The following is a 24,275-nucleotide window of genomic DNA, read 5'->3' as shown; positions in this document are numbered from 1 at the left end:
CGCCAAGGCGGCGGAAGAGCGTGCAGAGGCCTGAGCGGCCGAAGACGCCGACCGGCCCGCGGTGCCGCCCTTCCGCCGAACGGAGGGCGGCACCGGACCGTCACAGGATCTGACTCCCGCCCCGTCCGGAACGCCTCGCGGCGCGGACGGACACCCCGGATTATTACCGGCCGGTAGTAAACTCCTGAGCAGCCCATATAACGTATGAGCGGATGCAGGGGCGCTCGCCGACCCCCTCCGGAACGTGTCCGTAAGAAAGTTCGTGAAGTTCTTCACAAGGAATTCTGTCCAGTTGGACGACCGGACTGCCCCGGTTGGCCCGTCCGGGGCCCCGGCGGGCTCGGGAGCTTGCTCGGCGGGTCGGCGCGGGAGTGATTCGGGGGCGTTTCGGGAGGGTGTCGCGGAGGTGTGGTCCAGGGGGTCGGGCGGGACAGAGGAGCAGCTCACGCGGCCTTGACAACGGGGCGAACCGCACCGTGGTTCACCTCGCGCGAGGTGACCTGGATCATGCGAGTCGCGGAGGATAACACAGCCCCTGTGGAAGCTTGTGAAGGGGCGCACGAGCGACCCCCCAGGGGCAGGTGGATACTCGATGGCATGAGCACCACGGAGCGTCCCAGGATCCTCGTAGTAGGCGGTGGGTACGTAGGCCTGTACGCAGCTCGGCGCATTCTCAAGAAGATGCGCTACGGCGAGGCGACCGTCACGGTCGTCGACCCCCGGTCGTACATGACCTACCAGCCCTTCCTCCCCGAAGCCGCCGCCGGCAGCATCTCCCCTCGGCACGTCGTCGTCCCGCTGCGACGCGTACTGCCGAAGGCGGAGGTCCTCACCGGCCGGGTCACCACCATCGACCAGGACCGCAAGGTCGCCACGATCGCCCCCCTCGTGGGCGAGGCGTACGAGCTGCCTTTCGACTACCTCGTCATCGCGATGGGCGCGGTCTCCCGCACCTTCCCGATCCCCGGCCTCGCCGAACAGGGCATCGGCATGAAGGGCATCGAGGAGTCCATCGGCCTGCGCAACCACGTCCTTGAGCAGCTCGACAAGGCCGACTCCACCACCGACGAGGAGATCCGCCGCAAGGCGCTCACCTTCGTCTTCGTCGGCGGCGGTTTCGCCGGCGCGGAGACCATCGGCGAGGTCGAGGACATGGCCCGGGACGCGGCCAAGTACTACACCAACGTCTCCCGCGAGGACATGCGCTTCGTCCTCGTCGACGCCGCCGACAAGATCCTCCCGGAGGTCGGCCCCAAGCTCGGCCTCTACGGCAAGGAGCACCTGGAGAGCCGCGGGATCGAGATCTACCTCTCGACCTCGATGGACTCCTGCGTCGACGGCCACGTCGTGCTGAAGAACGGCCTTGAGGTCGACTCCAACACGATCGTGTGGACGGCCGGCGTCAAGCCCAACCCGGTCCTCTCCCGCTTCGGCCTGCCGCTCGGCCCGCGCGGTCACGTCGACGCCCAGCCGACCCTCCAGGTCACCGGCACCGACTACATCTGGGCCGCCGGCGACAACGCCCAGGTGCCCGACATCGCCGCCCGCAAGGCCGGCGTGGAGAACGCCTGGTGCCCGCCGAACGCCCAGCACGCGCTGCGCCAGGCGAAGGTCCTCGGCGACAACGTGATCTCCGGTCTGCGGGGCTTCCCGCAGAAGGAGTACTCGCACGCCAACAAGGGCGCCGTGGCCGGCCTCGGCCTCCACAAGGGCGTCGCCATGATCGTCATGGGCAAGGTGAAGATCAAGGTCAAGGGCCGCCTCGCCTGGTACATGCACCGTGGCTACCACGGTCTGGCGATGCCGACCTGGAACCGCAAGATCCGCGTCTTCGCCGACTGGACCCTCGCGATGTTCCTCAAGCGCGAGGTCGTGTCCCTGGGCGCCATGGAGAACCCCCGCGAGGAGTTCTACGAGGCCGCCAAGCCGGCGCCGGCCCCGGCCGCCGCCGCGAAGACCGAGGAGAAGGCCAAGGCCTCCTGACCCCCTCCGGTCACCCCTGAAGTACGCCCGAAGGGGCCGTCCGCCATCCGTGGTGCGGACGGCCCCTTCGGCGTTCCCGGCACCCCGTGTCTACATGTCCTCTACATCTGTTTTGCCTACTCGTAATGCTCAAGCAGGACTGCGGTCGGGCCTGGCCGGTGTTTACGTAGTGATGGACAATTCCGGGATCCGCGTCACGGAGGTGTGCGCCATGGCTGATGCCGCGCTGCGGCTCAAATCCCTCTTCGAACAGCTGCTGGGAACCCCTGTCCCCGTGCGCATCCGCGCCTGGGACGGTTCCGAGGCCGGGCCGCCCGACGCGCCGGCCCTGGTCGTGCGCAATCGCCGCGCCCTGCGCCGCCTCCTGTGGAAGCCCGGCGAACTGGGCATGGCGCGTGCCTGGGTCTCCGGAGACCTGGACATCGAGGGCGACCTGTACGCGGCCCTGGACGCGATGTCCTCGCTGGTGTGGGAGCGCGGTGCCGACGCCCGCGGCCTCGCCCAGGCCCTGCGCGACCCCGAGGTGCGCTCCGCCGCCCGCGGACTGGTGAAGCTCGCCGGACTCCCGCTGCCGCCCGCCCCGCCCCCGGAGGAGGTCCGCCGCAGCCGCGCCCACCTCCACACCAAGCGCACCGACAAACGCGCCATCAGCCACCACTACGACGTCGGCAACGACTTCTACGAGATCGTCCTCGGCCCCTCGATGGTCTACTCGTGCGCCTACTGGGAGTCGCCGGACGGCACCCTGGAGGACGCACAGCGCGACAAGCTCGAACTCATCTGCCGCAAGCTGGAGTTGACCCCCGGTCAGCGACTCCTCGACGTCGGCTGCGGCTGGGGTTCGATGGCGATCCACGCGGCCCGCGAGTACGGCGTGAGCGTCGTCGGCGTGACCCTCTCGCAGGAACAGGCGGCCTACGCCCGCAAGCGCGTCGCCGAGGAGGGGCTCACCGACAAGGTCGAGATCCGCGTCCAGGACTACCGCGACGTCACCGACGGTCCCTACGACGCCATCTCCTCCGTGGGCATGGCCGAACACGTGGGCTCCGCACGGTACCTGGAGTACGCGAGGGTCCTCTACGCACTGCTCGGACCGGGCGGCCGGCTGCTCAACCACCAGATCGCCCGTCGCCCCTGGCAGGACGAATCGGCCTACGACATCGACGAGTTCATCGACGCGTACGTCTTCCCCGACGGCGAACTCGCCCCGGTCGGCACCACCGTGACCCAGCTGGAGAGCGCCGGGTTCGAGGTGCGGGACGTCGAGGCGATCCGCGAGCACTACGCGCTCACCCTGCGCCGCTGGGTCGCCAACCTGGAGGCCGAGTGGCGGCGCGCGGTCGGTCTCGTCGGCGCCGGGCGGGCCCGGGTGTGGCGGCTCTACATGGCGGCCTCCGCGCTCGGCTTCGAGCGCAACCGCATTGGGGTCAACCAGGTGTTGGCCGTCCGGACCACCGAACCGGGCGACTCCGGAATGCCGTTGCGCGCCCGCACCTGGAACTGACCGGGTTTTCCGGGCACATGGCCAGGGGCCCCGTTCCGATCAGGAACGGGGCCCCTGGCCTCTTTCGGTCAACTCCTGTACGGCTACTCGGACTTGATGGCCGACAGCATGTTCAGCTTCGCCGCCCGCCGGGCCGGCCACAGCGCGGCCAGCACGCCGACCGTGCCCGCCAGGAGCAGGAAGAGCGCCATCCGGGCCCAGGGAATGACCAGTTCGTACGTCGCCATCTTCGAGCCGATCAACTCCCCGGCCGCCCAGCCGAAGAAGACGCCCAGGCCGATGCCGAGCACCCCGCCGAAGAGCGAGATGACCAGGGACTCAAGACGGACCATCCGCTTGATGCCCTTGCGGTCCAGGCCGATCGCGCGCAGCATCCCGATCTCCTGCGAGCGCTCGAAGACCGACATGGCGAGGGTGTTGATGACTCCGAGGACCGCGACGATCACCGCCATCGCGAGCAGGCCGTAGACCATGTTGAGGATCAGGGTGAAGACCTGCGCGATGCTGTTGGAGAGGTCCTTCTTGTCCTGGACCTTGATGGCCGGGTTGGAGCCGAGGGCCTTCTCCAGCTTGTCCTTCGCCGAACTCGACGCGCCGTCCGCGGTCTTGACCAGGATCTGCATGTCGGCGGGGTCGGTCTGGTGCGGGGCGAGCGTCGCGTTGTCGAGCATGATGCCGCGGATCAGCGCGTTGCCCTCGTAGACGGCGGAGACGGTCAGCTGCTGTGCCTTGCCGTCCTCGTAGTGCGTGGTGAAGGTCGAACCGGCCTTCCAGCCATGGGACTTGGCCGTGTCGTCGTCCACGACGACCTGTGTGCCGGCGACCTTGAAGGTGCCGCTGTCCACCTTGAGGTCGGTGAGCCTGCCGATCGCGGAGCCGTTGACGCCCGTCAGGGACTCGGACGTGCCGTCGATGCGCGAGGGGGCGTTGCGCAGCGGGCTGCTGGCGGTGATGCCGGAGGTGGTGGTGAGCGTCTTGTCGACGTCGGGGGAGAGCTCGTTGCCGTTCGCCATCGACACGACGTAGTCGGCGCTGATCGCGGACGAGGCCATCCTGTCGATCGCCTGCTGGAGGCTGCCCGCCATCACCGTCATCCCGGTGATGAGGGTGAGGCCGATCATCAGCGCGGAGGCGGTGGCGGCCGTACGGCGCGGGTTGCGCACCGAGTTCTGGCGGGCCAGCTTGCCGGAGATCCCGAAGATCCGCAGGACCGGGGCCGCCGCCGCGATCAGCGGGCGGGACAGCAGCGGGGTCAGGATGAACACGCCGATGATGAGGAGTACGGCGCCGATGCCCATGGGCGCCTGGCCGTCCGAACCGCTCATCGTCGTGGCCGCGATGACGACCGCGATGCCCGCGCCCGAGAACAGCGCGCCGAGCGTGTTGCGCAGCACCAGCGACTTGGTGGTGGCCGCCGCGTGCACGCTGCTCATCGCGGCGACCGGCGGGATCTTCGCGGCCCGGCGGCCGGGCAGCCAGGCGGCGAGCATGGTGATGAGGATGCCGACCGCGAGGGCGCTGAGGACCGTGCCCGAGGTGATGATGAGCGGCCCGTCCGGGACCGTCGCGCCGATCGTGCCCATCAGGCCGCGCAGCCCGGCGCCGATGCCGATACCGGCGACCAGGCCGGCCACCGCGGCGACCACGCCGACCACGAACGCCTCAAGCAGCACCGAGCGCGTGACCTGCCGCCGGGAGGCGCCGACCGCGCGGAGCAGCGCCAGTTCCTTGGTGCGCTGGGCGACCAGCATGGTGAAGGTGTTGGCGATGATGAACGTACCGACGAAGAGCGCGATGCCCGCGAAGACCAGCAGCCCCTGCTTCAGCCCGCTCATCGACGAGGCGATCTGCTTGGCCTGGTCGTCGGCGAGCTGCTTGGCGGTGGTGGTTTCGGTGAGGTCCTTGGGAAGCGCCCTGTCCAGCGCGGACTTGAGCGCCGCCTGACTGGTCCCGGCCGCGGCCTTCACATCGATCTCGTCGTACGTCCCGGCCTTGCCGAACAGCTTCTGCGCGGTGGCCGTGTCGAAGAGGGCGAGGCTGCCGCCGGCGGCGACGTTGCCGTCGTCGGTGGTGAAGATGCCGGTGATCCTCGGGGTCAGCACCGGGCCGTCGACCGAGATGCGCACGGTGTCGCCGACCTTGTACCCGGCACGCTTCGCGGTCGCGGAGTCGATCGCGACCTCACCCGAACCGTGCGGTGCCGTACCGGACTTGAGCGGATAGCGGGCGTCCTTGTCCCCCCAGTAGTTGCCGCCCTCCGACTGGAAGCCGCCGCCGATGAGCTTGCCCTTCTTGTCGGCGATGGCGGTGAAGCCGTTGACGACCCCGGTCGCGGACGCGGCCCCCGGCACCTTCGCGCTGGTGTCGAGCATGGCCTGGGTCAGCTCGGGCGCTTTGCCGACCGTGTCGCCCGTGTCGCTCTGGCCCACGGCCTGGACGGCGACGTCGACCTGGTCGAAGCCCTTGGCCGAGCTGTTCTGGAAGGCGTTCGAGATGGTGTTGGTGAAGACCAGGGTCCCCGACACGAACGCGACGCCGAGCATCACGGCGAGCACGGTCATGAGGAGCCGGGCCTTGTGCGCGAGTACGTTGCGCAAGGCGGTTCGGAACATGGGTCTACTCAGTCCAGGTGTACGAGAGGTGAGGGAGCGTCAGGAGACTCGGGCCCGGGCTCAGCTGGTGCGGCCCTTGGCGTCGAAGTCAGGGGGTCTGGGGGGTTCCCCCAGAAAGACGCAGCATGCGGTCGAGCACCGAGTCCGCCGTCGGCTCGAAGACCTCGTCGACGATGCGGCCGTCCGCGAGGAACACCACGCGGTCCGCGTAGGCCGCGGCCACCGGGTCGTGGGTCACCATGACCACCGTCTGCCCCAGCTCCCGTACGGAGTTGCGCAGGAAGCCCAGCACCTCGGCGCCGGAGCGCGAGTCGAGGTTTCCGGTCGGCTCGTCGCCGAAGATGATGTCGGGGCGGGAGGCCAACGCCCTTGCCACGGCGACGCGTTGCTGCTGGCCGCCGGAGAGCTGGGAGGGCCGGTGCTTGAGCCGGTCGGAGAGACCGATCATCCGGATCACCGAGTCCAGCCACTCCTTGTCGGGCTTGCGGCCCGCGATGTCCATGGGGAGCGTGATGTTCTCCAGGGCCGTCAGCGTCGGCAGCAGGTTGAACGCCTGGAAGATGAAACCGATCTTGTCCCGGCGCAACTTCGTGAGCTGCTTGTCCTTCAGGGAGCCCAGCTCCGTGTCACCTATCCGGACGGAACCGGACGAGAACGAGTCCAGGCCGGCCACGCAGTGCATGAGGGTGGACTTGCCGGACCCAGAGGGGCCCATGATCGCCGTGAACTCGGCCCGCCGGAAGGAGATCGAGACCCGGTCGAGGGCGACCACCTGGGTCTCGCCCTGTCCGTAGATCTTGGAAAGATCCGTGGCGCGCGCGGCCACTGAGGTGGTCCGGTCGGCGATGGGGGTGGTGGTCACGGAAGGCACTCCTGTCGGGACGACGGTGTTGCTGGGGACGTGTCCCATCCTTCCGGCCGTATCCCGCCGTGTAGTCACCCGCTGTTCCGGTTCCGGGGGCAGCCTCCAGTCGGACTGCACCCCGCGCTGTCATACCTGGGGATGACGGCCGCCCCCGAGGCGAGCCCCGGGACAAGCGCGGATACGACCCCTGAGTCAGGCCCGGGTCAAGAACCGGTGGAGCACCCTCGTTCGGGCGGTGAAATTCCGTCATTCCGCATACAGGCCCCCACGCCGCACGCAAGGCTATTGGCAAGTGCTGATGGCTCTTTCCACGGTCTGATGAACCCTCAGACATCAATAAAATAAGACAACATCGGTACGCCCGCCCGCTGTTGGGGAGACGCGCCCCGATAGGCTCGGGACCTCGATGTGGAGCCCACGGCCTGCCCGGATGGTGGAATGCAGACACGGCGAGCTTAAACCTCGCTGCCCCTTCGCGGGCGTGCCGGTTCAAGTCCGGCTCCGGGCACTATCGTGGTCACTGACTGTGACCTATGGGAACGGTGTGTTGCCGACGTAGGCGCGGCAACCCCTCACCGGACGGTCCCTGTCCGAAGCGCGGGAAAACCGGTGGAGCGGCCCGAGGGCCGGTCCGTACCGTGCGCAGGTGACCTATCTGAGCCCCCTGGGATATCTGCTGGGCGTCGAGGGCGCCGCTCTGCTCCGCGGATTCCGGGAGGGAAGCGCCGACCGGGCGTTCGTCGAGGCCCGGATCGCCGAGATCCGCACCCTGCTGGACACACCCGCCCTCGCCCACGCCGAGGGGGTCACGGCGGAACCGGGCACGGTCGGCACGGCCGAGGTCTACCAGGACTGGGCACCGCACTACGACGCCCCCGGCAACGGGATGATCGACGTCGAGCAGCCCGTTGTCCGGCGCATCCTGGACGGCCTGCCCGTCGGCACGGCACTGGACGCGGCCTGCGGCACCGGCCGCCACACCGCCTACTTGCATGAACTCGGTCACCAGGTCGTCGGCGTCGACGCCTCGCCGGACATGCTCGCCCGGGCCCGCGAGCGCCTGCCGGACGTCGACTTCCGCGAGGCCGACCTGCACCGGCTCCCGCTTCCCGACGACGCGGTCGACACCGTGGTGTGCGCGCTCGCCCTGACCCATGTCCGCGAACTGGCCCCGGTACTAAGGGAGTTCGCGCGTGTCCTGCGCCCCGGCGGACACCTCGTCGTCTCGGACGCCCACCAGCTGGCGTCCTACCTCCGGCCGACCCTGCCCCGCCGCCCCGGCCCGGACGGTCGTCCCTCCCTCCTCGACGAGTACCACCGCCCGCTCAGCGCCTACCTGGCCGCGGCCCTCCCGCTGGGCTTCCAGGTCCGCAGCTGTGAGGAACCCCGGCGCCTCCGCCACTCCCTCACCCCCGCCGCCGCCCCGGACCCGCTCCCGGCCCACCCGTCCTGGGACCTGCACCACTGGTGCCCGGAAGCGTCGGCCGCGGCTCTGGAGGACTCCCCGCTCGCGGTCGTCTGGCACTTCCGGCTCGACGCCACGGGAAAGGGCTCGCCCTCCAGCCGTTGACAGCCCGGCCCGGCCGGTCGGAGACTGAGACGGCAGACAGGTGAAGTAAATTTCACTACACGAACACGCGGACGCGCGAACACGCGGACGCGCCACCATATGGGCACACGTCAGTGAACGACCCGCACTCGAAGGGACCCCCGATGCGTACCACCGTCGGCATCATCGGAGCCGGCCCCGCCGGACTCCTTCTCGCCCGGCTGCTGCACAACGCCGGTATCGACTCGGTCGTCCTGGAGAGCCGGGACCGGGAGTACGTCGAGCACCGGCAGCGGGCCGGGATCCTGGAGCAGGGGACTGTCGACGTACTGCGGGAGGCCGGGGCCGGGGAGCGGATGGACCGGGAGGGGCTGCGGCACGACGGGATCGAGCTGCGGTTCGACCGGAAGCGGCACCGGGTGGACTTCCCGGGCCTCACCGGCGGCCGCAGCGTGATGGTCTACGCGCAGACCGAGGTGTGCAAGGACCTGATCGCCCTTCAACTCGCGGACGGCGGGCCGCTGTTGTTCGAGGCGGAGGCGCTGGCGGTGGAGGGCGCGGACAGTGACAGCCCGCGCGTCCGGTTCCGGCAGCACGGCCGCGAGGACGTCCTCGACTGCGACTACGTCGTGGGCTGCGACGGATTCTGGGGCGTCGCGCGCACCGCGATCCCCGCCGAGCTGACCCGCGTCTTCGAACGGTCGTACCCCTACGGCTGGCTCGGCATCCTCGCCGATGTCGCGCCCTCGCACGACGAACTCGTCTACGCCCGCCACGACCGCGGCTTCGCCCTCCTCTCCATGCGCTCCCCCTCCGTCTCCCGTCTCTACCTCCAGGTGGAGACGGACACGGACCCCGAGAGCTGGAGCGACGACGCGATCTGGGACGAGCTGGAGCGCCGGTTCGAGACGGAGGACGGCTGGACGCTCGACCGCGGGCCCATCACGCAGAAGTCGGTCACCCCCATGCGCTCCTACGTCCACGAACCCATGCGGTACGGCCGGCTCTTCCTCGCCGGCGACGCCGCGCACATCGTGCCGCCCACCGGAGCCAAGGGCCTCAACCTCGCCGTCGGCGACGTCGTCACCTTCGCGCGGGCCCTGACGTACAAGAAGAAGACGGGGAGCGAGGAGCGGCTCGACGCCTACTCCGCGACCTGTCTGCGGCGGGTGTGGCAGGCCGAGCGGTTCTCCTACGACATGACGAGCCTCCTGCACCCCGCGCCCGACGCGACGCCCTTCGAGGGGCGGCTCCAGCTGGCCCGGCTGGAGCGGATCGCGTCCTCGCGGGCGGCCGAGACGGACCTCGCCGAGGCGTATACCGGGTTCCCCCTGGATGAACCGGCTGAACAGGGATAAGGACCTTCTAAGACGGGCGTCACGGGTTGGTACCAGTGTCCACAGGGGGTGCGGTCCACCGCGTACCGTGGCAGGACGAGGGGAAGATCCTCCCCAAGAGGTAGGGTCAAACTTTTGCCTACCTATTACTCTTGAGGCCAAGGCCGCGCGAGGCGGCCATGGAGGAGTGAAATGAGGAGCAGAAACCCGGTCTTCTCGCGACGGGGGTTCAGCCGCGACAACGGCTACGCGGGCTTCAACACCGCGCCGCAGGCCGGGGGCCCCGCCGTGGGCACGCAGGGCAACCCGTACGCGGGGGGCAACCCCTACGCGCAGAACCCTTACGCCCAGCAGGACCTTCAGCAGGGCGCACCGCCCCAGGCCCCGGCCACCACCGGCCGGATGACCATGGACGACGTCGTCCAGCGCACCGGCACCACCCTCGGCACGCTGATCGTCACGGCCGCGCTCGCCTGGGTGCTGCTCCCGGTCGACGACGCCAACATCGGCCGTTCCTACGGCATCGGGATCGGCGCCGCGCTGGTCGCGATGGTGCTGGCGTTCGTCCAGTCCTTCAAGCGCAAGCCCGTCCCCGCGCTGATCCTGTCGTACGCCGCCCTGGAAGGCGTCTTCCTCGGCGTCGTCTCCAGCGTCGTCGACAACCGCATCGCGAGCGGTGCGGCCATGCAGGCCGTGATCGGCACGATGGCGGTCTTCGCCGGTGTGCTCATCGCGTACCGCGCGGGCTGGATCCGCGTCAACCGCCGCTTCTACGGCTTCGTGATGGCCGCCGCGCTCGGCTTCGTGCTGCTGATGGCGGTCAACCTGCTGTTCGCGGTGTTCGGCGGCGGTGACGGCCTCGGCTTCCGCAGCGGCCCGCTCGGCATCTTCTTCGGCATCGTCGGCATCATCCTCGGTGCCTGCTTCCTCGCCCTGGACTTCAAGCAGGTCGAGGACGGCATCGCGTACGGCGCCCCGAAGGAAGAGGCGTGGCTCGCGGCCTTCGGACTCACGCTGACGCTGGTGTGGATCTACATGGAGTTCCTGCGGATCATCGCGATCCTCAACAGCAACGACTAGCCGACAGCAGGCTGATCCGCGAAAGGGCCCCGGGTTCTCCCCGGGGCCCTTCGTCATGTCCGTAAGTCCGTGATGGGTCGGTCTGCGGTGCGCGCCTAGAGCAGTTTGCGCGCGGCCCTCCTCAGGTCGTACTCGTGAATGATCGCCTTGGCGTGGCCGTATGCGAGGTCGTGCTCGGCGCGGAGCCAGCTGACCTTCTCCTCGAAACGGAAGAGGGCGGGGCCTTCGTCGACGGTGCGCAGCCAGTCGGACACTTCACGACCGGTGCAGTGGGGGATGCGGGCGAGCAGGTTGCGGTGGGTCTCCTGGGAGAACACTTGGGACATCGGCGCCTCCGGACGCATGGGGTGTAAGCCGGTCCTTCAAGTCACCGTGCCTGAGCGTTCGCCCGTTGGCAACAGTCCGGGTGCGGCGCGTAGTCTCGCGGCGTGGTGGATACGACGCGGTTGACTCAAGCGGTGGATCACTTCGCGGACCGGTTGCGGGCCGCGCCGCAGAGCCGTTTGCAACGGGGCGCTGCCGCGGAGGCGCTGGCGCTGGCCAGGCAAATGTCTCGGTGGGCGCAGGCTGTTGAGGAGCCGGGCGTCGATGCTCGGGAGATGCCCGATGCGGGGATGTTCGCCGCCGCGGATCAAATCACCGTGGCTGTGCACGACTTGGCGGTTGTGCTGGTGAACGACGCCGAAGTCGATGAGGCGCTCGGGCTGGTTGCGGAGGCGCAGAAGAGGGCGGGCGTCTGAGGTTGCGTGGCGACTGACGGTGCGTTGTGGCTGGACGCGCAGTTCCCCGCGCCCCTAAAGACTAAAGGCGCGGGGCCTGGCGTGTCTTTTAGGGGCGCGGGGAACTGCGCGACCAGCCACAACGCACCCGCACCCGAAAACGAACCGGCGTACCCCGACACATCAGAGTGACGCTATGACCCTGTCCGCCAGGATGTACACGTTCTCCTCGCCGCACGCGAACGTCAGCGTGTAGGCGCCGGAGACACCCGAGCCGCCCAGCAGGAACGGGGTTTCGCCGGCGCGGAGGGCCGCGGCGAGGCGTTCGGCGGTTTCGCGGTGGCCGGGGGTCATGCAGAGGGTGGTGCCGTCGACGAAGACGTAGACGTCGAGCGTGCCCAGGGGGCCGGGGCGGACGTCGGCCAGTTCGACCGCCGACTCGGCGAGTTCCTCCAGCGTCGCCACCGTGCGTTCGTGGTCGTTCGCGACCGGTGACTGGGCCGGTACGAAGTCGGGGTGGGACGGGTGACGGCGGCGCGCGGCGGCCAGTTCGGGGGAGTCGCCGGCGAATTCCTCGGACTCCGTGAACGGCTCGGTCACCGGCTCCAGCGGTTCGAGGCCCACGAAGTCGCTCTGGCGGGGCATGAACAGCTCGCTGTCGGGCAGACCCAGCAGGGTCGGCACCTCGGTGTCACGGGCTTCCTGGGCGGCCCAGAAGGCCCGCGCCTCGGCCAGTTCCCGCTCCCGCTCCTCGGCCAGCGCCTCGGCCACGGCGGCGCGTATCTCGTCCGCGTCGGCATGGCTGCGGGCGGCGGGCACGAGCGCCCGTACGGCGGCGGCCCGGCCCTCGGCCAGTTCGGTGTGCAGGTCCGCCACCTGTCGACGGAGCACCAAGAGGGTGCGCAGGACGGCGACGCCCACGGCGCCTGTGGCGGCCGTGGTGAGCAGCAAAGCGATCGGCATGGCGCTCACTGACGTACTCCCGGTTCAAAGTCGACCCCCGACTTCCTACATCAGCTTGAAGGGCGGACTATCCAGCTGTCAGTGCGTAACGTCACGAATCGGGCAGGACTTTGGGCCCGATGTTTGGTGGTGAAACGGTTCTGACCTGGGAAAATCCCTCTCCGAAGGGAGATAGGTCACATCCTGGGGGAGATTGGATCACAAATCGGCCCAGAACCCAGGTGGTTACTGGGTTCCGGGCCTAAGGGTGACGCAAAGTTCTCGTACGGCTACGGGGAGTTGGTCAGCTGAGGCGCTCGATGACCATCGCCATGCCCTGGCCGCCGCCGACGCACATCGTCTCCAGACCGAACTGCTTGTCGTGGAACTGGAGGGAGTTGATCAGTGTGCCGGTGATGCGGGCGCCGGTCATGCCGAAGGGGTGGCCGACGGCGATCGCGCCGCCGTTCACGTTCAGCTTCTCCAGCGGGATGTTCAGGTCGCGGTAGGAGGGGATCACCTGGGCGGCGAACGCCTCGTTGATCTCGAACAGGTCGATGTCGTCGACGGTCAGACCGGCGCGGCCCAGCGCCTGCTTGGACGCCTCGACCGGGCCGAGGCCCATGATCTCGGGGGAGAGGCCGGAGACACCGGTCGACACGATCCGCGCCAGCGGGGTCAGGCCCAGCTCGCGGGCCTTGGTGTCGCTCATGATGACGACCGCGGCGGCGCCGTCGTTCAGCGGGCAGCAGTTGCCGGCGGTGACCAGGCCGTCGGGGCGGAACACCGGCTTGAGGCCGGAGACGCCCTCCAGGGTGACGCCGGCGCGCGGGCCGTCGTCCTTGCTGACGACCGTGCCGTCCGGCAGTGTGACCGGGGTGATCTCGCGCTCCCAGAAGCCGTTCTTGATGGCTTCCTCGGCGAGGTTCTGCGAGCGGACACCGAACTCGTCCATGTCCTGGCGGGTGACACCCTTGATCCGGGCCAGGTTCTCCGCGGTCTGCCCCATCGCGATGTACGGGTCGGGGAGCAGGCCGTCCTCGCGCGGGTCGTGCCAGGTGGAGCCCTCGGACGCGGCGGTGGCTGCGGTACGGGCCTGGGCCTCGGCGAAGATCGGGTTCGTGGTGTCCGGGAGACCGTCCGAGCTGCCCTTGGCGTAGCGGGAGACCATCTCGACACCGGCCGAGATGAAGACGTCGCCCTCGCCGGCCTTGATGGCGTGCAGGGCCATCCGGCTGGTCTGCAGGGACGAGGAACAGTAACGGGTGATCGTGCAGCCCGGCAGGTGGTCCATGCCCATCTGTACGGCGACGATCCGGCCGAGGTTGTAACCCTGCTCCCCGCCGGGCAGACCGCAGCCGAGCATCAGGTCCTCGATGAGCGCGGGGTCCAGCTCGGGGATCTTCGCCAGGGCGGCCTGGATGATCGTGGCGGTGAGGTCGTCGGGGCGCAGGTCCTTGAGGGAGCCCTTGACGGCGCGGCCGATGGGGGAGCGGGCGGTCGAGACGATGACGGCTTCGGGCATCACGGCTCCATTGGCGTTTCGTACGGGGGGACTGGCACGGCTCCTTGGGAAGTTACCCGCACGTATGGCACAGGTCACGGGGATCGCCGTGTGACCCTGACCGCAGTTTTCTAAGCGCTTGCTTGGGCCTCCGGCGGTGGAGCGGGCGAGTGGTGCGGGTGGGTCGGTGTGGACGTCCCAAGAGGGCTCCGCCCCCTGGACCCCCGACCTGTGCCCACCCACCACCCGACTCGGTGGGTCGAGATGTGCGCCAACCCCCAGCCCGCGGGGCGGACGACTGGTGCGGGTCGGCAGAGGCAGCGTCCCTGGGCGCTACGCCCCCTGGTAGGGCGGGCCAGTGGTGCGGATGGATCCGTGTGGACGTCCCAAGGGGCTCCGCCCCTGGACCCCCGACCTACGCCCACCCACCACCCGACTCGGTGGGTCGAGAAGTCGCCGAAATGGGTGCGTGAATCGGCGAAGCCTCCTGTACCCGCCTCCTCTTTCGCCGCTTCAGCAACGCCCACGGCCCCCGAGGCCCGGTCGGCATCGCCGCCGTGACCTCCGTGCCCGGCTCCGAAGCCGCCTCCGCCGCCGCTCGTGCCACCGGCAGGAAGCCCTCGCGGCGGGACGCGTCCGGGCGGTCCTCTTCCGCCGGCCAGAGGCCCAGGGCCGCGCAGACGGTCGGCAGGACCGCCATGGCCGCCGTGGCATAGCCCTCCGCGGAGGGGTGGAAGTTGTCCGGGCCGAACAGCTCGCGCGGGTTCGCCGCGAACTCGGGGCCCAGCAGGTCGCCCAGCGACACCGTGCGCCCGCCCTGTTCGACCGTGCCGATCGTCTGGGCCGCCGCCAGCTGCCGGGAGGCCCGGCGGGCCAGCCAGCGCAACGGCTGCTGGACCTGCTCCACCGTCCCCAGGTCGGGACAGGTGCCGACGACCACCTCGGCACCGGCCGTGCGCAGCCGCCGTACCGTCGACGAGAGGTGTCGGACCGATCTGGTCGGGTGCATGCGGTGGGTGACGTCGTTCGCGCCGATCATGATCACGCAGACGTCGGGCACGCGGGAGGTGTCCGCGAGGGCGAGGGCCACCTGGCGGTCCAGGTCGTCGGACTGGGCGCCGGGAAGAGCCACGTTGCGCAGCTCGACCGGGCGTTCCGCGACCGCGGCCAGGCCCGAGGCCAGCAGTGCGCCCGGGGTCTGGGCCGCCCGGTGCACGCCCTGGCCGGCGGCCGTGGAGTCGCCGAGCATGGTCAGCCGCAGCGGGAGTTCACCCGGGGTGTCGTAGACATGTCCGTACCGGCCGTCGGCGCTCGGCACATGGTTGCTGCCCGGTGCATGGCCGTTGCCCACGTGCCGTTTCACGAAGCGCACCTCGGCCAGCACCAGCCCGACGGCCGCCGCGCCCACCAGCCCGACCCCGCCACCGCCGTACGCCGCACCGGCCGCGATCCGCCGGGCCACCCGCGCCCTCGACATCCTCGTCATACGTCGCCGCCACCTCCTCGTAGCCGTCATCCACTCCTTGCCCCGAACAGCCCGTCGCCCAATCTCAACAGGCGGTGAACGCCATTTATGGGCCTTAGGCTGGCGGGACCAATCACGACCACTTCTTTTGCAGCAACCGGAGACAACGGTGCAATTCCACGACTCGATGATCAGCCTCGTCGGCAACACCCCGCTGGTGAGGCTCAACAGCGTGACCGCGGGCATCCAGGCGACCGTTCTGGCCAAGGTGGAGTACTTCAACCCCGGCGGGAGCGTGAAGGACCGTATCGCCCTGCGCATGATCGAGGCGGCGGAGCAGAGCGGGGCGCTCAAGCCCGGCGGCACCATCGTGGAGCCGACCAGCGGCAACACCGGCGTCGGCCTCGCCATCGTGGCCCAGCAGAAGGGGTACCACTGCATCTTCGTGTGCCCCGACAAGGTGTCCACCGACAAGATCAACGTGCTGCGCGCGTACGGCGCCGAAGTGGTCGTGTGCCCGACCGCCGTGGACCCCGAGCACCCGGACTCGTACTACAACGTCTCCGACCGGCTCGTTCGCGAGACGCCCGGTGCCTGGAAGCCCGACCAGTACTCCAACCCCAACAACCCCCTCTCCCACTACCACTCGACCGGCCCCGAGCTCTGGGAGCAGACCGAGGGGAAGATCACCCACTTCGTGGCGGGCGTGGGGACGGGCGGGACGATCTCCGGCACCGGCCGCTACCTGAAGGACGCCAGCGACGGCAAGGTCCAGGTCATCGGCGCCGACCCCGAGGGGTCCGTCTACTCCGGCGGCTCCGGGCGGCCGTACCTCGTCGAGGGCGTCGGTGAGGACTTCTGGCCGACCGCCTACGACCGGACCGTCGCGGACGAGATCGTCGCCGTGTCCGACAAGGATTCGTTCCAGATGACCCGGCGGCTGGCCAAGGAGGAGGGGCTGCTCGTCGGCGGCTCCTGCGGGATGGCGGTCGTGGCCGCGCTGCGGGTCGCGGAGCGGCTCGGCCCGGACGACGTGGTCGTGGTCCTGCTGCCCGACAGCGGGCGCGGCTACCTGAGCAAGATCTTCAACGACGAGTGGATGGCCGACTACGGCTTCCTGGAGGACGAGGGCCCCAGCGCCCGTGTCGCCGACGTCCTCAACGACAAGGTGCACGGCGCCATCCCGTCCCTCGTGCACATGCACCCGGACGAGACCGTCGGCCAGGCCATCGAGGTGCTGCGCGAGTACGGCGTCTCGCAGATGCCGATCGTGAAGCCGGGCGCCGGCCACCCGGACGTCATGGCGGCGGAGGTCGTCGGCTCGGTCGTCGAACGGGAGCTGCTGGACGCCCTGTTCACCCAGCGCGCCTCCCTGACCGACCCGCTGGAGAAGCACATGTCGGCGCCGCTGCCGCAGGTCGGTTCCGGTGAGCCGGTGGGCGACCTGATGACCGTGCTGGGCGCGGCCGACGCGGCGATCGTCCTGGTCGAGGGCAAGCCGACCGGTGTCATCAGCCGGCAGGACCTGCTGTCCTTCCTCGCCAAGGGCGGGAAGCAGTAGCAAAACGTCCGGTGAACGGGTCGTGACGGCGGCGACTTTGCGGTTGCCCACCCAATCGGTGGACTTCGTGGAAGTGGTACGAGCGCGTCACGTCCACGCAGCACCCGCTTAACACGGGTACGGCAGATTGGTGGATGTCGGCAGGGCGGGAGCGGCTCCCCGCCTCGCCGACACAAAAACGGCGTCACGGACCTCCGGAGCGGCTCCCGGACCTCCACCGACGCCTAGGACGCGCACGCCCGGCCCTGACCCGGCACGCGTCCCTCGCGGGGACCGCCGTCGTCCCGCCCTCCCGGCAACGGGGGGTGCGGCGGTCCCCGCGCATAGCTTTTTTTGCGCGGGGACGTCGTCTACGACGCTGAAGTTGCCCAACTTCCCAGCAGCGCAAGCCTCTCCGCCGTCTCCGAACCCGGCTCCGGCGTGTAGACCACGAGCGTCTGCGCCAACTCCCCTGGTACCGCGAGTGTTTCGTACGGCAGCGTCAGCAGCCCCGCGACCGGGTGCCGGACGCGCTTCACACCGTAGGCGCACTCCTTGACCTCGTGGTCGGCCCACAGACGGCGGAAGTCCTCGCTGCGGAGGGAGAGTTCACCGACGAGGGCGTTCAGTTCCGGGTCGTCGCCCTCGCGGCCGGAGGTCACCCGCAGATTCGCGACGGCCTGTGCGGCGACCGCCGCCCAGTCGGGGTAGAGGTCGCGCGAGGCCGGGTCGAGGAAGACATGGCGCGGGATGTTGCGGACGGCGACGGGCATGGCGCTGAAACCGCTGAGCGCGTCGGCGAGGGTGTTCCAGGCGAGCACGTCCATCCGGGGGCCGAGCACGAAGGCCGGCATGCGGTCCATGCCGTCAAGCAGTACCTGAACACCGGGGCGTACACGGGGAGTCGGCGTCCGGTCCTTCTTCCCTCGGTGCGGGCGGGCCACCGTACGCAAGTAGCCGTGTTCTGTCTCGTCCAGGCGCAGGACGCGGGCGATCGCGTCGAGCACCGCGTCCGAGACGCTGGTCCCGCGGCCCTGCTCCAGCCGGATGTAGTAGTCGACGCTCACTCCGGCCAGTTGCGCGACCTCCTCGCGGCGCAGCCCGGGGACGCGGCGGCGCCCGTACGAGGCCAGCCCCACCTCCTCGGGCTGGATGCGAGCACGGCGTGAGCGCAGGAAGTCTCCGATGTCCCCGTCCATGGGTTCGATGGTAGGCCGGTCGCCGTTTTCCAGCCTGGTACTGGCAGACCCAGGAAAAACGCATCCCTGGGTAGGGCCCGTGGGGCGGCGCAGGGTGGTGGACGTCGCCGGGGAAGTGCCCCGGCGGACCATCTTCCGAGGAGCACCTCATGTCGTACGAGAATCTGGTCGGCCGTACCGCCGTGGTCACCGGGGCCGCCAGCGGGATCGGGCAGGCGATCGCCGTTCAACTGGCCGCGAACGGGGCGCGGGTGGCGTTGCTGGCCCGGCGCGGGGAACGACTGGACGCCCTTGCCGGGAAGATCCGGGCCGACGGGGGACAGGCCCTCGCCGTCGTCGCCGATGTCACCGACGACGTGTCCGTGGAGGCCGCCGCCGAGCGGGTGCATGAGACGTTCGGGCCCGTCGACCTGGTCGTCAACGCCGCCGGAGTCATGCTGCCGCACGCCGTCGACGACGGGCGGATCGACGAGTGGCGGCGGATGCTCGACACCAACGTGACCGGGGTACTGCGTGTCATCCGCGCCTTCACCGGGGACCTGGTGGCCGCGGCGGCGGAGGGACGTAGCGCGGACCTGGTGAACATTTCGTCCGTCGGCGCGCACATCACGTTCCCCGCCTACGCCGTGTACGGCGCGACCAAGGCCGCCGTCACCTATCTCTCCCAGTCGCTGCGCACCGAGCTCGGGCCCCGTGACGTACGGGTCACCAACATCGAACCGGGCCTGACCGACACCGAGTTGGGGACCCACCTCGGCAGCGAGGAGATGACCCGTCAACTGGACGAGATGTTCGGGGCGTTGGGCGGGCTGTCCGCCGAGGAGGTCGCCGATGTCGTGGCCTACGCGGCGAGCCGTGCCCGGCACGTCAACCTGCGGCAGATCATGGTGCTGCCGACCCGCCAGGCGTGACCGGGCAGTTCAGTCCTCCCACTCGCTGTCCTGCGAGGACTTCCCGCGCCGCCCGCCCCCGAACAGCCCCGGGGTCGTGCGCGCCGCCTGCACCGCGTTCACCCCGACGATCCCGGCCCAGGCCACCAGGAGGCCGGGGAGGTGGGCGATGCCGCCGCCGATCGCGGAGAGCGGGATCGCCAGGACCATCGAGACGATGCCGAAGCCGAAGCGCTCGCCCCAGGAGTCGGTGGGTTTCGGCCCGCCGCGCGAGCCGCGGGCGACCACCATCTGCTGCTCGGCCATCTGCCGGCGCACCCGGCGCTCCACCGCGCCGTCGATGCGCTGGTCGACCTTCTCCAGGAACGAGTCGACCAGCGCCGACTCGTACTCGTCGCCCAACTCCCTGCGTGCCTGCAGGGTGGCGTTGAGTTCCTTCTTGAGTTCGGCGTCGTGCGAGTCCATTCCCGTCATGCGCCTCAGATTAGGGAGCGGTCGCGCCCGCTGCACTGGGGATAGCCCCCCTGTTGGATTCGGGTTCACCGGGAGCACCCCGAGCGACTCCAGCACCTTGCGGTGACCGTGCTCCACACCCGTGATCCGGACCTCGACACCCCGGCCCCGCAGCTCGCCCACCGCCTCCTTCAGCGCCAGCGCGCCCGTCGCGTCGACCGCCGTCAGCCCTGACAGCCGTAGGTCCACGGCCGTCACATCGCGCACGTCCGCCAGGCAGGACGGAGAGCACGCCGTTCATGGGCATGGGCATGGGCTTCTTCGCGTGGGGGGAAGAGGAGGGGGTTACGGCAGGAGGGACACGATGCCCGTGTCGAGGTCGAAGCGCCCCGCCGCGACGTGCGCCGGAGCGAAGGCGGGGTCGGCGCGGATCGCGTCCCTGACCCAGGCCGTGTGGGCGGTCATCGTGTGCTCGGCCCAGTCGCCGGGCAGCGCCCGGGTGCGGCGGGCGGCCGGGGCGATCTCGTCGACGAGGAGCGCGAGATGGCCGGGAACGGGGGCGCCTGTCTCCAGGTGGGCGAGGGTCGCCGCCACCGCCCCGCAGCGCTCGTGGCCGAGCACCAGGACCAGGGGGATGCGCAGTTCCTCGACGCCGTACTGGATGGACGCGAGCACCGCCTCGTCCAGGACCTCGCCCGCCGTCCTTATGCACAGCAGGTCGCCGAGGCCCTGGTCGAAGACCAGCTCGGGCGGCACCCGGGAGTCGATGCAGCCGACGATCACCGCGAACGGGTGCTGTGCGGTGGCCAGTTGGTGGCGCAGCGGACGACTCTCGTCGGGGTGGCGGGAGTGGCCGGACGCGTAACGGCGGTTGCCGTCGAGGAGTTCGGCCAGGGCCGCGGGGGCGGTGGTCGGGCGGGGGCGGGTGCCGACGGTGGCGGTGGCGGTCGTGGGGGCGGTGGCCAGCGCGCCGACGGCGGTGGCCGTCAGAAAGGCCCTGCGGTTCGAGGCCATGCGGTTCCTCAGGTGGTGGGCGTGAACTCACCCTACGCATGCGATCAGTTACCGAGAGTGCCGATTTAACGACTCTTGACTGATCCCTCGTCAGATCATCGATCGGTCATCAATGGGCCATTACTTCGTGATGCCGTGCTGCTTCGCGTACGTGTTCGCCACGTCCTCCGGGTCCTTCTTGTCCTTGTCCACCTGGCGGTTGAGCTCGGTGAGCTGGGCCGTGGTGAGCAGATTGCCGAGGCTCGCGAGGGCCTTGCGGACGGTGGGGTCGGCCACCCGGTCGGCGATGAGCGGGACGATGTGCTGACTGGGGATCAGGGTCTTGGGGTCGGTCAGCACGACCCAGTCGTTGGCCTTGATGTCGGTGTCGGTGGTGAACAGGTTCGCCACGTCCACATCGCCCTTCTTCAGCGCGCCCTTCACCAACGGCCCGTCGGAATCAAGGGACTTGAACTCCTTGAACTCGATGCCGTAGACGTCCTTCAGTCCTACGACGCCCACCTGACGGGTCTTGACCTCGGCGGAGGCGCCGAGGGTGAGCTTGCCGTTGTGCTTCGCGAGGTCGGCCAGCGTGGCGAGGCCGTACTTCCTGGCGGTGGCGCGGGTGACGACGAAGCAGTCCGCGTCCTCGGCGATGCCGTAGGGCAGGACCTGGAGGCCGGAGGGGAGGGCGAGGGTGAGGGCGTTCTGCATCTCGCCCGCCTCCGCGACCTTGGACTTGGGCTGGAGGTAGGTGAGCAGGGAGCCCTGGTACTCGGGGAGGAGGTCGATGTCGCCGCTCTTGAGGGCGGGGAAGACGATCTCGCGGGTGCCGAGGTTGGGGCGGACCTTGACCTTCACGCCGGCCGCTTCGAGGGCGGCGGCGTAGAGGTATCCGAGGACCTGGTTCTCGGTGAAGTTGGCGGTGCCGATGGTGACGCCGTTCTTGCTGGAGGCGCTGCCACCGCCGGCGGAACCCCCGCCGTCGAGCGAGGTGACCCCGCTGGAGCAGGCGGACAGGACGGGGACGGCGACGGCCGTTCCGGCGAGGGCGCCGAGGAGGGTACGACGGTTCATTTCGGGTTCCTTCAGGTTCGGCGCGCCCCAAAGGGGGCGGGACTGTATCGATTTGCGGCTACCGTCGCGCGAGCGCGGCCAGCCACGACGAAGCCGCAGACGACAGACGGCACAGTCAGCGAAGCGCCGCCGTGCGGTGGCGGAAGAGGAAGCGCTGGAGGGAGGACAGGCCCAGGTCGAGGGCGATGGCTACGACGGCGACGAGCACCGCCCCGCCGAGCACCTGCACGAGGTCGCGCTGGGCGAGTCCGTCGAAGACGTAGCGGCCGAGGCCCCCGAAGGAGACGTAGGCGGCGATCGTGGCCGTGGCCACCACCTGGATGAGGGCGAGCCGCAGGCCGGTCATGATCAGGGGGAGCGCGAGGGGCAACTCGACCTGGAACAGGACCTGGTGGCCGCGCATGCCCTGCCCGCGGGCCGCGTCCTTCACGTCCGGGTCTACGGCGGTCATCCCGGCGTAGGTGTTCGTCACGATCGACGGGACCGCGAGGGCGACCAGCGCGATGTACACCGGCCACATCGACAGACCGCTGGCGAGGAAGACGAGGACGACCAGGCCGACGGTCGGCAGGGCGCGGCCGAAGGAGGCGAGGTTGATCGCGAGGAAGGCGCCCTTGCCGGTGTGCCCGATCAGCAGACCGAGCGGGAGGCCGATCACGGCCGCGATGAGGGTCGCCAGCAGCGAGTACTGGAGGTGCTCGGCGAGGCGGTGCGCGATGCCGTCCGAACCGGCCCACTGGGAGCCGCTGGTCAGCCACTTGGCGAGGTTCTTGAAGAGTTCGTACATCAGGCTCGCCGCCTCTTCCACGGGGTGAGTACGTACTGGAGGCCGACCAGGGCCGCGTCCGCGACCACCGCGAGCAGCAGGGTGAGGACCACGCCCACGATCACCGGCGTCGGGAAGTCGCGCTGGAAGCCGTCGGTGAAGAGCTGGCCGAGGCCGCCGTCGCCGATGTAGGTCGCCACGGAGACGAGGGAGATCGACATGACCGTGGCGATGCGGACGCCGGCCATGATGACCGGGAGCGCGAGGGGGAGTTCGACGGTGAGGAGCGTGCGCAGGGGGCGCGTGCCCATCGCCTTCGCGGCCTCCTTCGTCTTCGCCGGGACGGAGTCGAGGCCCTCGACCGTGTTCCGCAGCAGCACGACCAGCGTGTAGACCGTCAGGCCGATCACGGTCGTGGTGCGGGTCAGGCCGCTGATCGGGAGCAGGAGCACGAAGATCGCGATCGACGGGATCGTGAAGAGGACGTTCGAGAGGCCCAGCAGGAAGCCCCGGAGCGGGCGGACGCGGTGGGCGACCACGGCCAGCGGGAGCGAGATCAGCAGGCCGAAGAAGACGGCGGTCATCGCGGCCTGGAGGTGCGAGAACGTGAGGCTGGTCAGGTCGTCGGTGTGGTCGCCTATCCACGACCAGTCGACGCTCATGCCGCGATCCGTGCGTCGGCGTGCGCCTGGCCCGCGTGGGCGTGGATGTCGTCGCGGGACGAGACACCGGTCAGGACGCCGTCCGCGTCGACGCGGGCTATCAGGCCGTTGGGCGAGGCCACGGACTCGTTGAGGGCCGCGAGCAGGGAGTCGTCGTCCGTCAGCGGCCGTACGGGGATCTCGGCGTCCTCCGCTGCCCAGTGCAGGGGCTTGCGCGCCTCGTCGAGGACGAGCGTCCAGGTGCCGCCCTCGGGGGCCGGGCCCTGCGGGACCTCGGCGAGGGTCTTCAGGGAGAGCAGCTTGAGGCCGCGTTCGGCGCCGAGGAAGTCGGCCACGAAGTCGTCGGCCGGGCGGGCGAGGAGTTCGGCGGGGGCCGCGCACTGGACGAGGTGGCCGCCGGTGCGGAAGATCGCGATGCGGTCGCCGAGCCGTACGGCCTCGTCGATGTCGTGCGTGACGAAGACGATGGTCTTGTTCAACTCCTTCTGCAGGCGCAGGAGTTCGTCCTGGAGCTGGGTGCGGACCACCGGGTCGACGGCGCCGAAGGGCTCGTCCATCAGCAGTACCGGCGGGTCGGCGGCGAGTGCGCGGGCCACGCCGACGCGCTGCTGCTGGCCGCCGGAGAGCTGGTGCGGGTACCGCTTGCCGGCGTCGGCGGCGAGACCGACGGTCTCCAGGAGTTCGGCGGCACGGGCGCGTGCCTTCTTCCGGCCGTGGCCCAGCAGCAGCGGCACGGTGGCGATGTTGTCGAGGACCGTGCGGTGCGGGAAGAGCCCCGACTGCTGGATGACGTATCCGATGGAGCGGCGCAGTTCGGCGGCGTCCTGCTGGGTGACGTCCTTGCCGCCGACCTTGATGACGCCCGAGGTCGGGTCGATCATCCGGTTGATCATCCGAAGGGTGGTCGTCTTGCCGCAACCGGAGGATCCGACCAGTACGGTGACCCCGCCTTCCGGCATCTCGAGGGAGAGGTCGTGAACTGCTGTCGTGCCGTTGGGGAAGCGCTTGTGGACCGCGTCGAACTGGATCATGAGTTGTCCCTTGCCCGGCTGTATAACATCATGCAGAGTTCTTGGTGTCTGAATAGTTTGTCAATGTCTCCGCGTTAATCCGAGGTAACGGATGCCCGGCAGGC

Annotated in this window: 21 protein-coding genes, 1 tRNA gene and 1 pseudogene; 9 read left to right on the top strand and 14 right to left on the bottom strand. The window is 69.7% G+C overall.

The window, feature by feature from the left end; genetic code table 11:
- Positions 1-597: 597 nt before the first annotated feature.
- Complete coding sequence (locus ACWDEW_RS04255) at positions 598-1,983, top strand: NAD(P)/FAD-dependent oxidoreductase (protein WP_450509396.1); 1,386 nt, start codon at positions 598-600, stop codon at positions 1,981-1,983.
- 211 nt (positions 1,984-2,194) lie between these two features.
- Positions 2,195-3,487 (top strand): class I SAM-dependent methyltransferase, encoded by a 1,293-nt coding sequence (locus ACWDEW_RS04250; RefSeq protein ID WP_450509394.1) that lies wholly within the window; start codon positions 2,195-2,197, stop codon positions 3,485-3,487.
- An 83-nt stretch (positions 3,488-3,570) separates the two neighbouring features.
- Here ACWDEW_RS04250 and ACWDEW_RS04245 read toward each other — a convergent pair whose 3' ends face one another.
- On the bottom strand, positions 3,571-6,099 hold the full coding sequence (locus ACWDEW_RS04245) for an ABC transporter permease (RefSeq protein ID WP_450509392.1): 2,529 nt from the start codon (positions 6,097-6,099) through the stop codon (positions 3,571-3,573).
- An 88-nt stretch (positions 6,100-6,187) separates the two neighbouring features.
- Positions 6,188-6,961, bottom strand: a complete 774-nt coding sequence (locus tag ACWDEW_RS04240; RefSeq protein ID WP_450509390.1) for an ABC transporter ATP-binding protein — start codon at positions 6,959-6,961, stop codon at positions 6,188-6,190.
- Positions 6,962-7,388: 427 nt separating this feature from the next.
- Between ACWDEW_RS04240 and ACWDEW_RS04235 the strand changes: the two genes are divergently transcribed.
- The 4 genes from ACWDEW_RS04235 to ACWDEW_RS04220 all read left to right on the top strand — a co-directional run bounded on the left by ACWDEW_RS04235 (position 7,389) and on the right by ACWDEW_RS04220 (position 10,930).
- A tRNA-Leu gene (locus ACWDEW_RS04235) sits at positions 7,389-7,472 on the top strand.
- A gap of 138 nt (positions 7,473-7,610) precedes the next feature.
- Positions 7,611-8,534: a class I SAM-dependent methyltransferase gene (locus ACWDEW_RS04230; protein WP_450509388.1), complete on the top strand. Its 924-nt coding sequence runs from the start codon at positions 7,611-7,613 to the stop codon at positions 8,532-8,534.
- A 143-nt stretch (positions 8,535-8,677) separates the two neighbouring features.
- A complete protein-coding gene (locus ACWDEW_RS04225) occupies positions 8,678-9,871 on the top strand; it encodes a 4-hydroxybenzoate 3-monooxygenase (RefSeq protein ID WP_450509386.1) in 1,194 nt (397 codons plus the stop codon).
- A 171-nt stretch (positions 9,872-10,042) separates the two neighbouring features.
- Positions 10,043-10,930: a Bax inhibitor-1/YccA family protein gene (locus ACWDEW_RS04220; protein WP_362974724.1), complete on the top strand. Its 888-nt coding sequence runs from the start codon at positions 10,043-10,045 to the stop codon at positions 10,928-10,930.
- 95 nt (positions 10,931-11,025) lie between these two features.
- Here ACWDEW_RS04220 and ACWDEW_RS04215 read toward each other — a convergent pair whose 3' ends face one another.
- Positions 11,026-11,256 (bottom strand): DUF4287 domain-containing protein, encoded by a 231-nt coding sequence (locus ACWDEW_RS04215; protein WP_026178224.1) that lies wholly within the window; start codon positions 11,254-11,256, stop codon positions 11,026-11,028.
- A gap of 102 nt (positions 11,257-11,358) precedes the next feature.
- On the opposite strand from ACWDEW_RS04215, the gene ACWDEW_RS04210 reads away from it, so the two are divergent.
- Complete coding sequence (locus tag ACWDEW_RS04210; protein WP_427920534.1) at positions 11,359-11,670, top strand: hypothetical protein; 312 nt, start codon at positions 11,359-11,361, stop codon at positions 11,668-11,670.
- A gap of 162 nt (positions 11,671-11,832) precedes the next feature.
- Here the strand turns inward: ACWDEW_RS04210 and ACWDEW_RS04205 are convergent, their stop codons facing one another.
- The 3 genes from ACWDEW_RS04205 to ACWDEW_RS04195 all read right to left on the bottom strand — a co-directional run bounded on the left by ACWDEW_RS04205 (position 11,833) and on the right by ACWDEW_RS04195 (position 15,581).
- Positions 11,833-12,612, bottom strand: coding sequence for a hypothetical protein (locus ACWDEW_RS04205; protein ID WP_450509504.1), 780 nt, complete (start codon positions 12,610-12,612; stop codon positions 11,833-11,835).
- A gap of 283 nt (positions 12,613-12,895) precedes the next feature.
- Complete coding sequence (locus ACWDEW_RS04200) at positions 12,896-14,116, bottom strand: acetyl-CoA C-acetyltransferase (protein ID WP_019066694.1); 1,221 nt, start codon at positions 14,114-14,116, stop codon at positions 12,896-12,898.
- A 394-nt stretch (positions 14,117-14,510) separates the two neighbouring features.
- Positions 14,511-15,581: an SGNH/GDSL hydrolase family protein gene (locus ACWDEW_RS04195; protein WP_450509383.1), complete on the bottom strand. Its 1,071-nt coding sequence runs from the start codon at positions 15,579-15,581 to the stop codon at positions 14,511-14,513.
- 148 nt (positions 15,582-15,729) lie between these two features.
- Here ACWDEW_RS04195 and ACWDEW_RS04190 point away from each other — a divergent pair, with 148 nt between their 5' ends.
- Positions 15,730-17,121: a cystathionine beta-synthase gene (locus tag ACWDEW_RS04190; protein ID WP_450509381.1), complete on the top strand. Its 1,392-nt coding sequence runs from the start codon at positions 15,730-15,732 to the stop codon at positions 17,119-17,121.
- A gap of 350 nt (positions 17,122-17,471) precedes the next feature.
- Here the strand turns inward: ACWDEW_RS04190 and ACWDEW_RS04185 are convergent, their stop codons facing one another.
- On the bottom strand, positions 17,472-18,299 hold the full coding sequence (locus ACWDEW_RS04185; RefSeq protein WP_450509379.1) for a helix-turn-helix transcriptional regulator: 828 nt from the start codon (positions 18,297-18,299) through the stop codon (positions 17,472-17,474).
- Between the two features lie 149 nt (positions 18,300-18,448).
- Here ACWDEW_RS04185 and ACWDEW_RS04180 point away from each other — a divergent pair, with 149 nt between their 5' ends.
- Positions 18,449-19,210: an SDR family oxidoreductase gene (locus ACWDEW_RS04180; protein WP_450509377.1), complete on the top strand. Its 762-nt coding sequence runs from the start codon at positions 18,449-18,451 to the stop codon at positions 19,208-19,210.
- A 9-nt stretch (positions 19,211-19,219) separates the two neighbouring features.
- Here the strand turns inward: ACWDEW_RS04180 and ACWDEW_RS04175 are convergent, their stop codons facing one another.
- The 7 genes and pseudogenes from ACWDEW_RS04175 to ACWDEW_RS04145 all read right to left on the bottom strand — a co-directional run bounded on the left by ACWDEW_RS04175 (position 19,220) and on the right by ACWDEW_RS04145 (position 24,171).
- Positions 19,220-19,654, bottom strand: a complete 435-nt coding sequence (locus ACWDEW_RS04175) for a hypothetical protein (protein WP_450509502.1) — start codon at positions 19,652-19,654, stop codon at positions 19,220-19,222.
- An 87-nt stretch (positions 19,655-19,741) separates the two neighbouring features.
- Positions 19,742-19,891 (bottom strand): annotated as a pseudogene (locus tag ACWDEW_RS04170) (STAS domain-containing protein); the annotation flags it as partial.
- A 96-nt stretch (positions 19,892-19,987) separates the two neighbouring features.
- The gene (locus ACWDEW_RS04165; protein ID WP_450509376.1) at positions 19,988-20,656 is read right to left on the bottom strand and encodes a carbonic anhydrase; all 669 of its coding nucleotides are present in this window, start codon (positions 20,654-20,656) and stop codon (positions 19,988-19,990) included.
- Positions 20,657-20,776: 120 nt separating this feature from the next.
- Positions 20,777-21,712, bottom strand: coding sequence for an ABC transporter substrate-binding protein (locus ACWDEW_RS04160; RefSeq protein ID WP_450509374.1), 936 nt, complete (start codon positions 21,710-21,712; stop codon positions 20,777-20,779).
- Positions 21,713-21,827: 115 nt separating this feature from the next.
- Complete coding sequence (locus tag ACWDEW_RS04155; RefSeq protein ID WP_450509500.1) at positions 21,828-22,499, bottom strand: ABC transporter permease; 672 nt, start codon at positions 22,497-22,499, stop codon at positions 21,828-21,830.
- Complete coding sequence (locus ACWDEW_RS04150) at positions 22,499-23,140, bottom strand: ABC transporter permease (protein ID WP_019066704.1); 642 nt, start codon at positions 23,138-23,140, stop codon at positions 22,499-22,501. The genes ACWDEW_RS04155 and ACWDEW_RS04150 overlap by 1 nt, the downstream gene beginning before the upstream one ends.
- A complete protein-coding gene (locus ACWDEW_RS04145; protein ID WP_450509372.1) occupies positions 23,137-24,171 on the bottom strand; it encodes an ABC transporter ATP-binding protein in 1,035 nt (344 codons plus the stop codon). The genes ACWDEW_RS04150 and ACWDEW_RS04145 overlap by 4 nt, the downstream gene beginning before the upstream one ends.
- Positions 24,172-24,275 lie beyond the last annotated feature (104 nt).

It is taken from the genome of Streptomyces sp. NPDC001100 (assembly GCF_053598575.1).
Note: the sequence above shows the minus strand (reverse complement) of the source record. Positions and strands in the feature narration are given on the sequence as shown.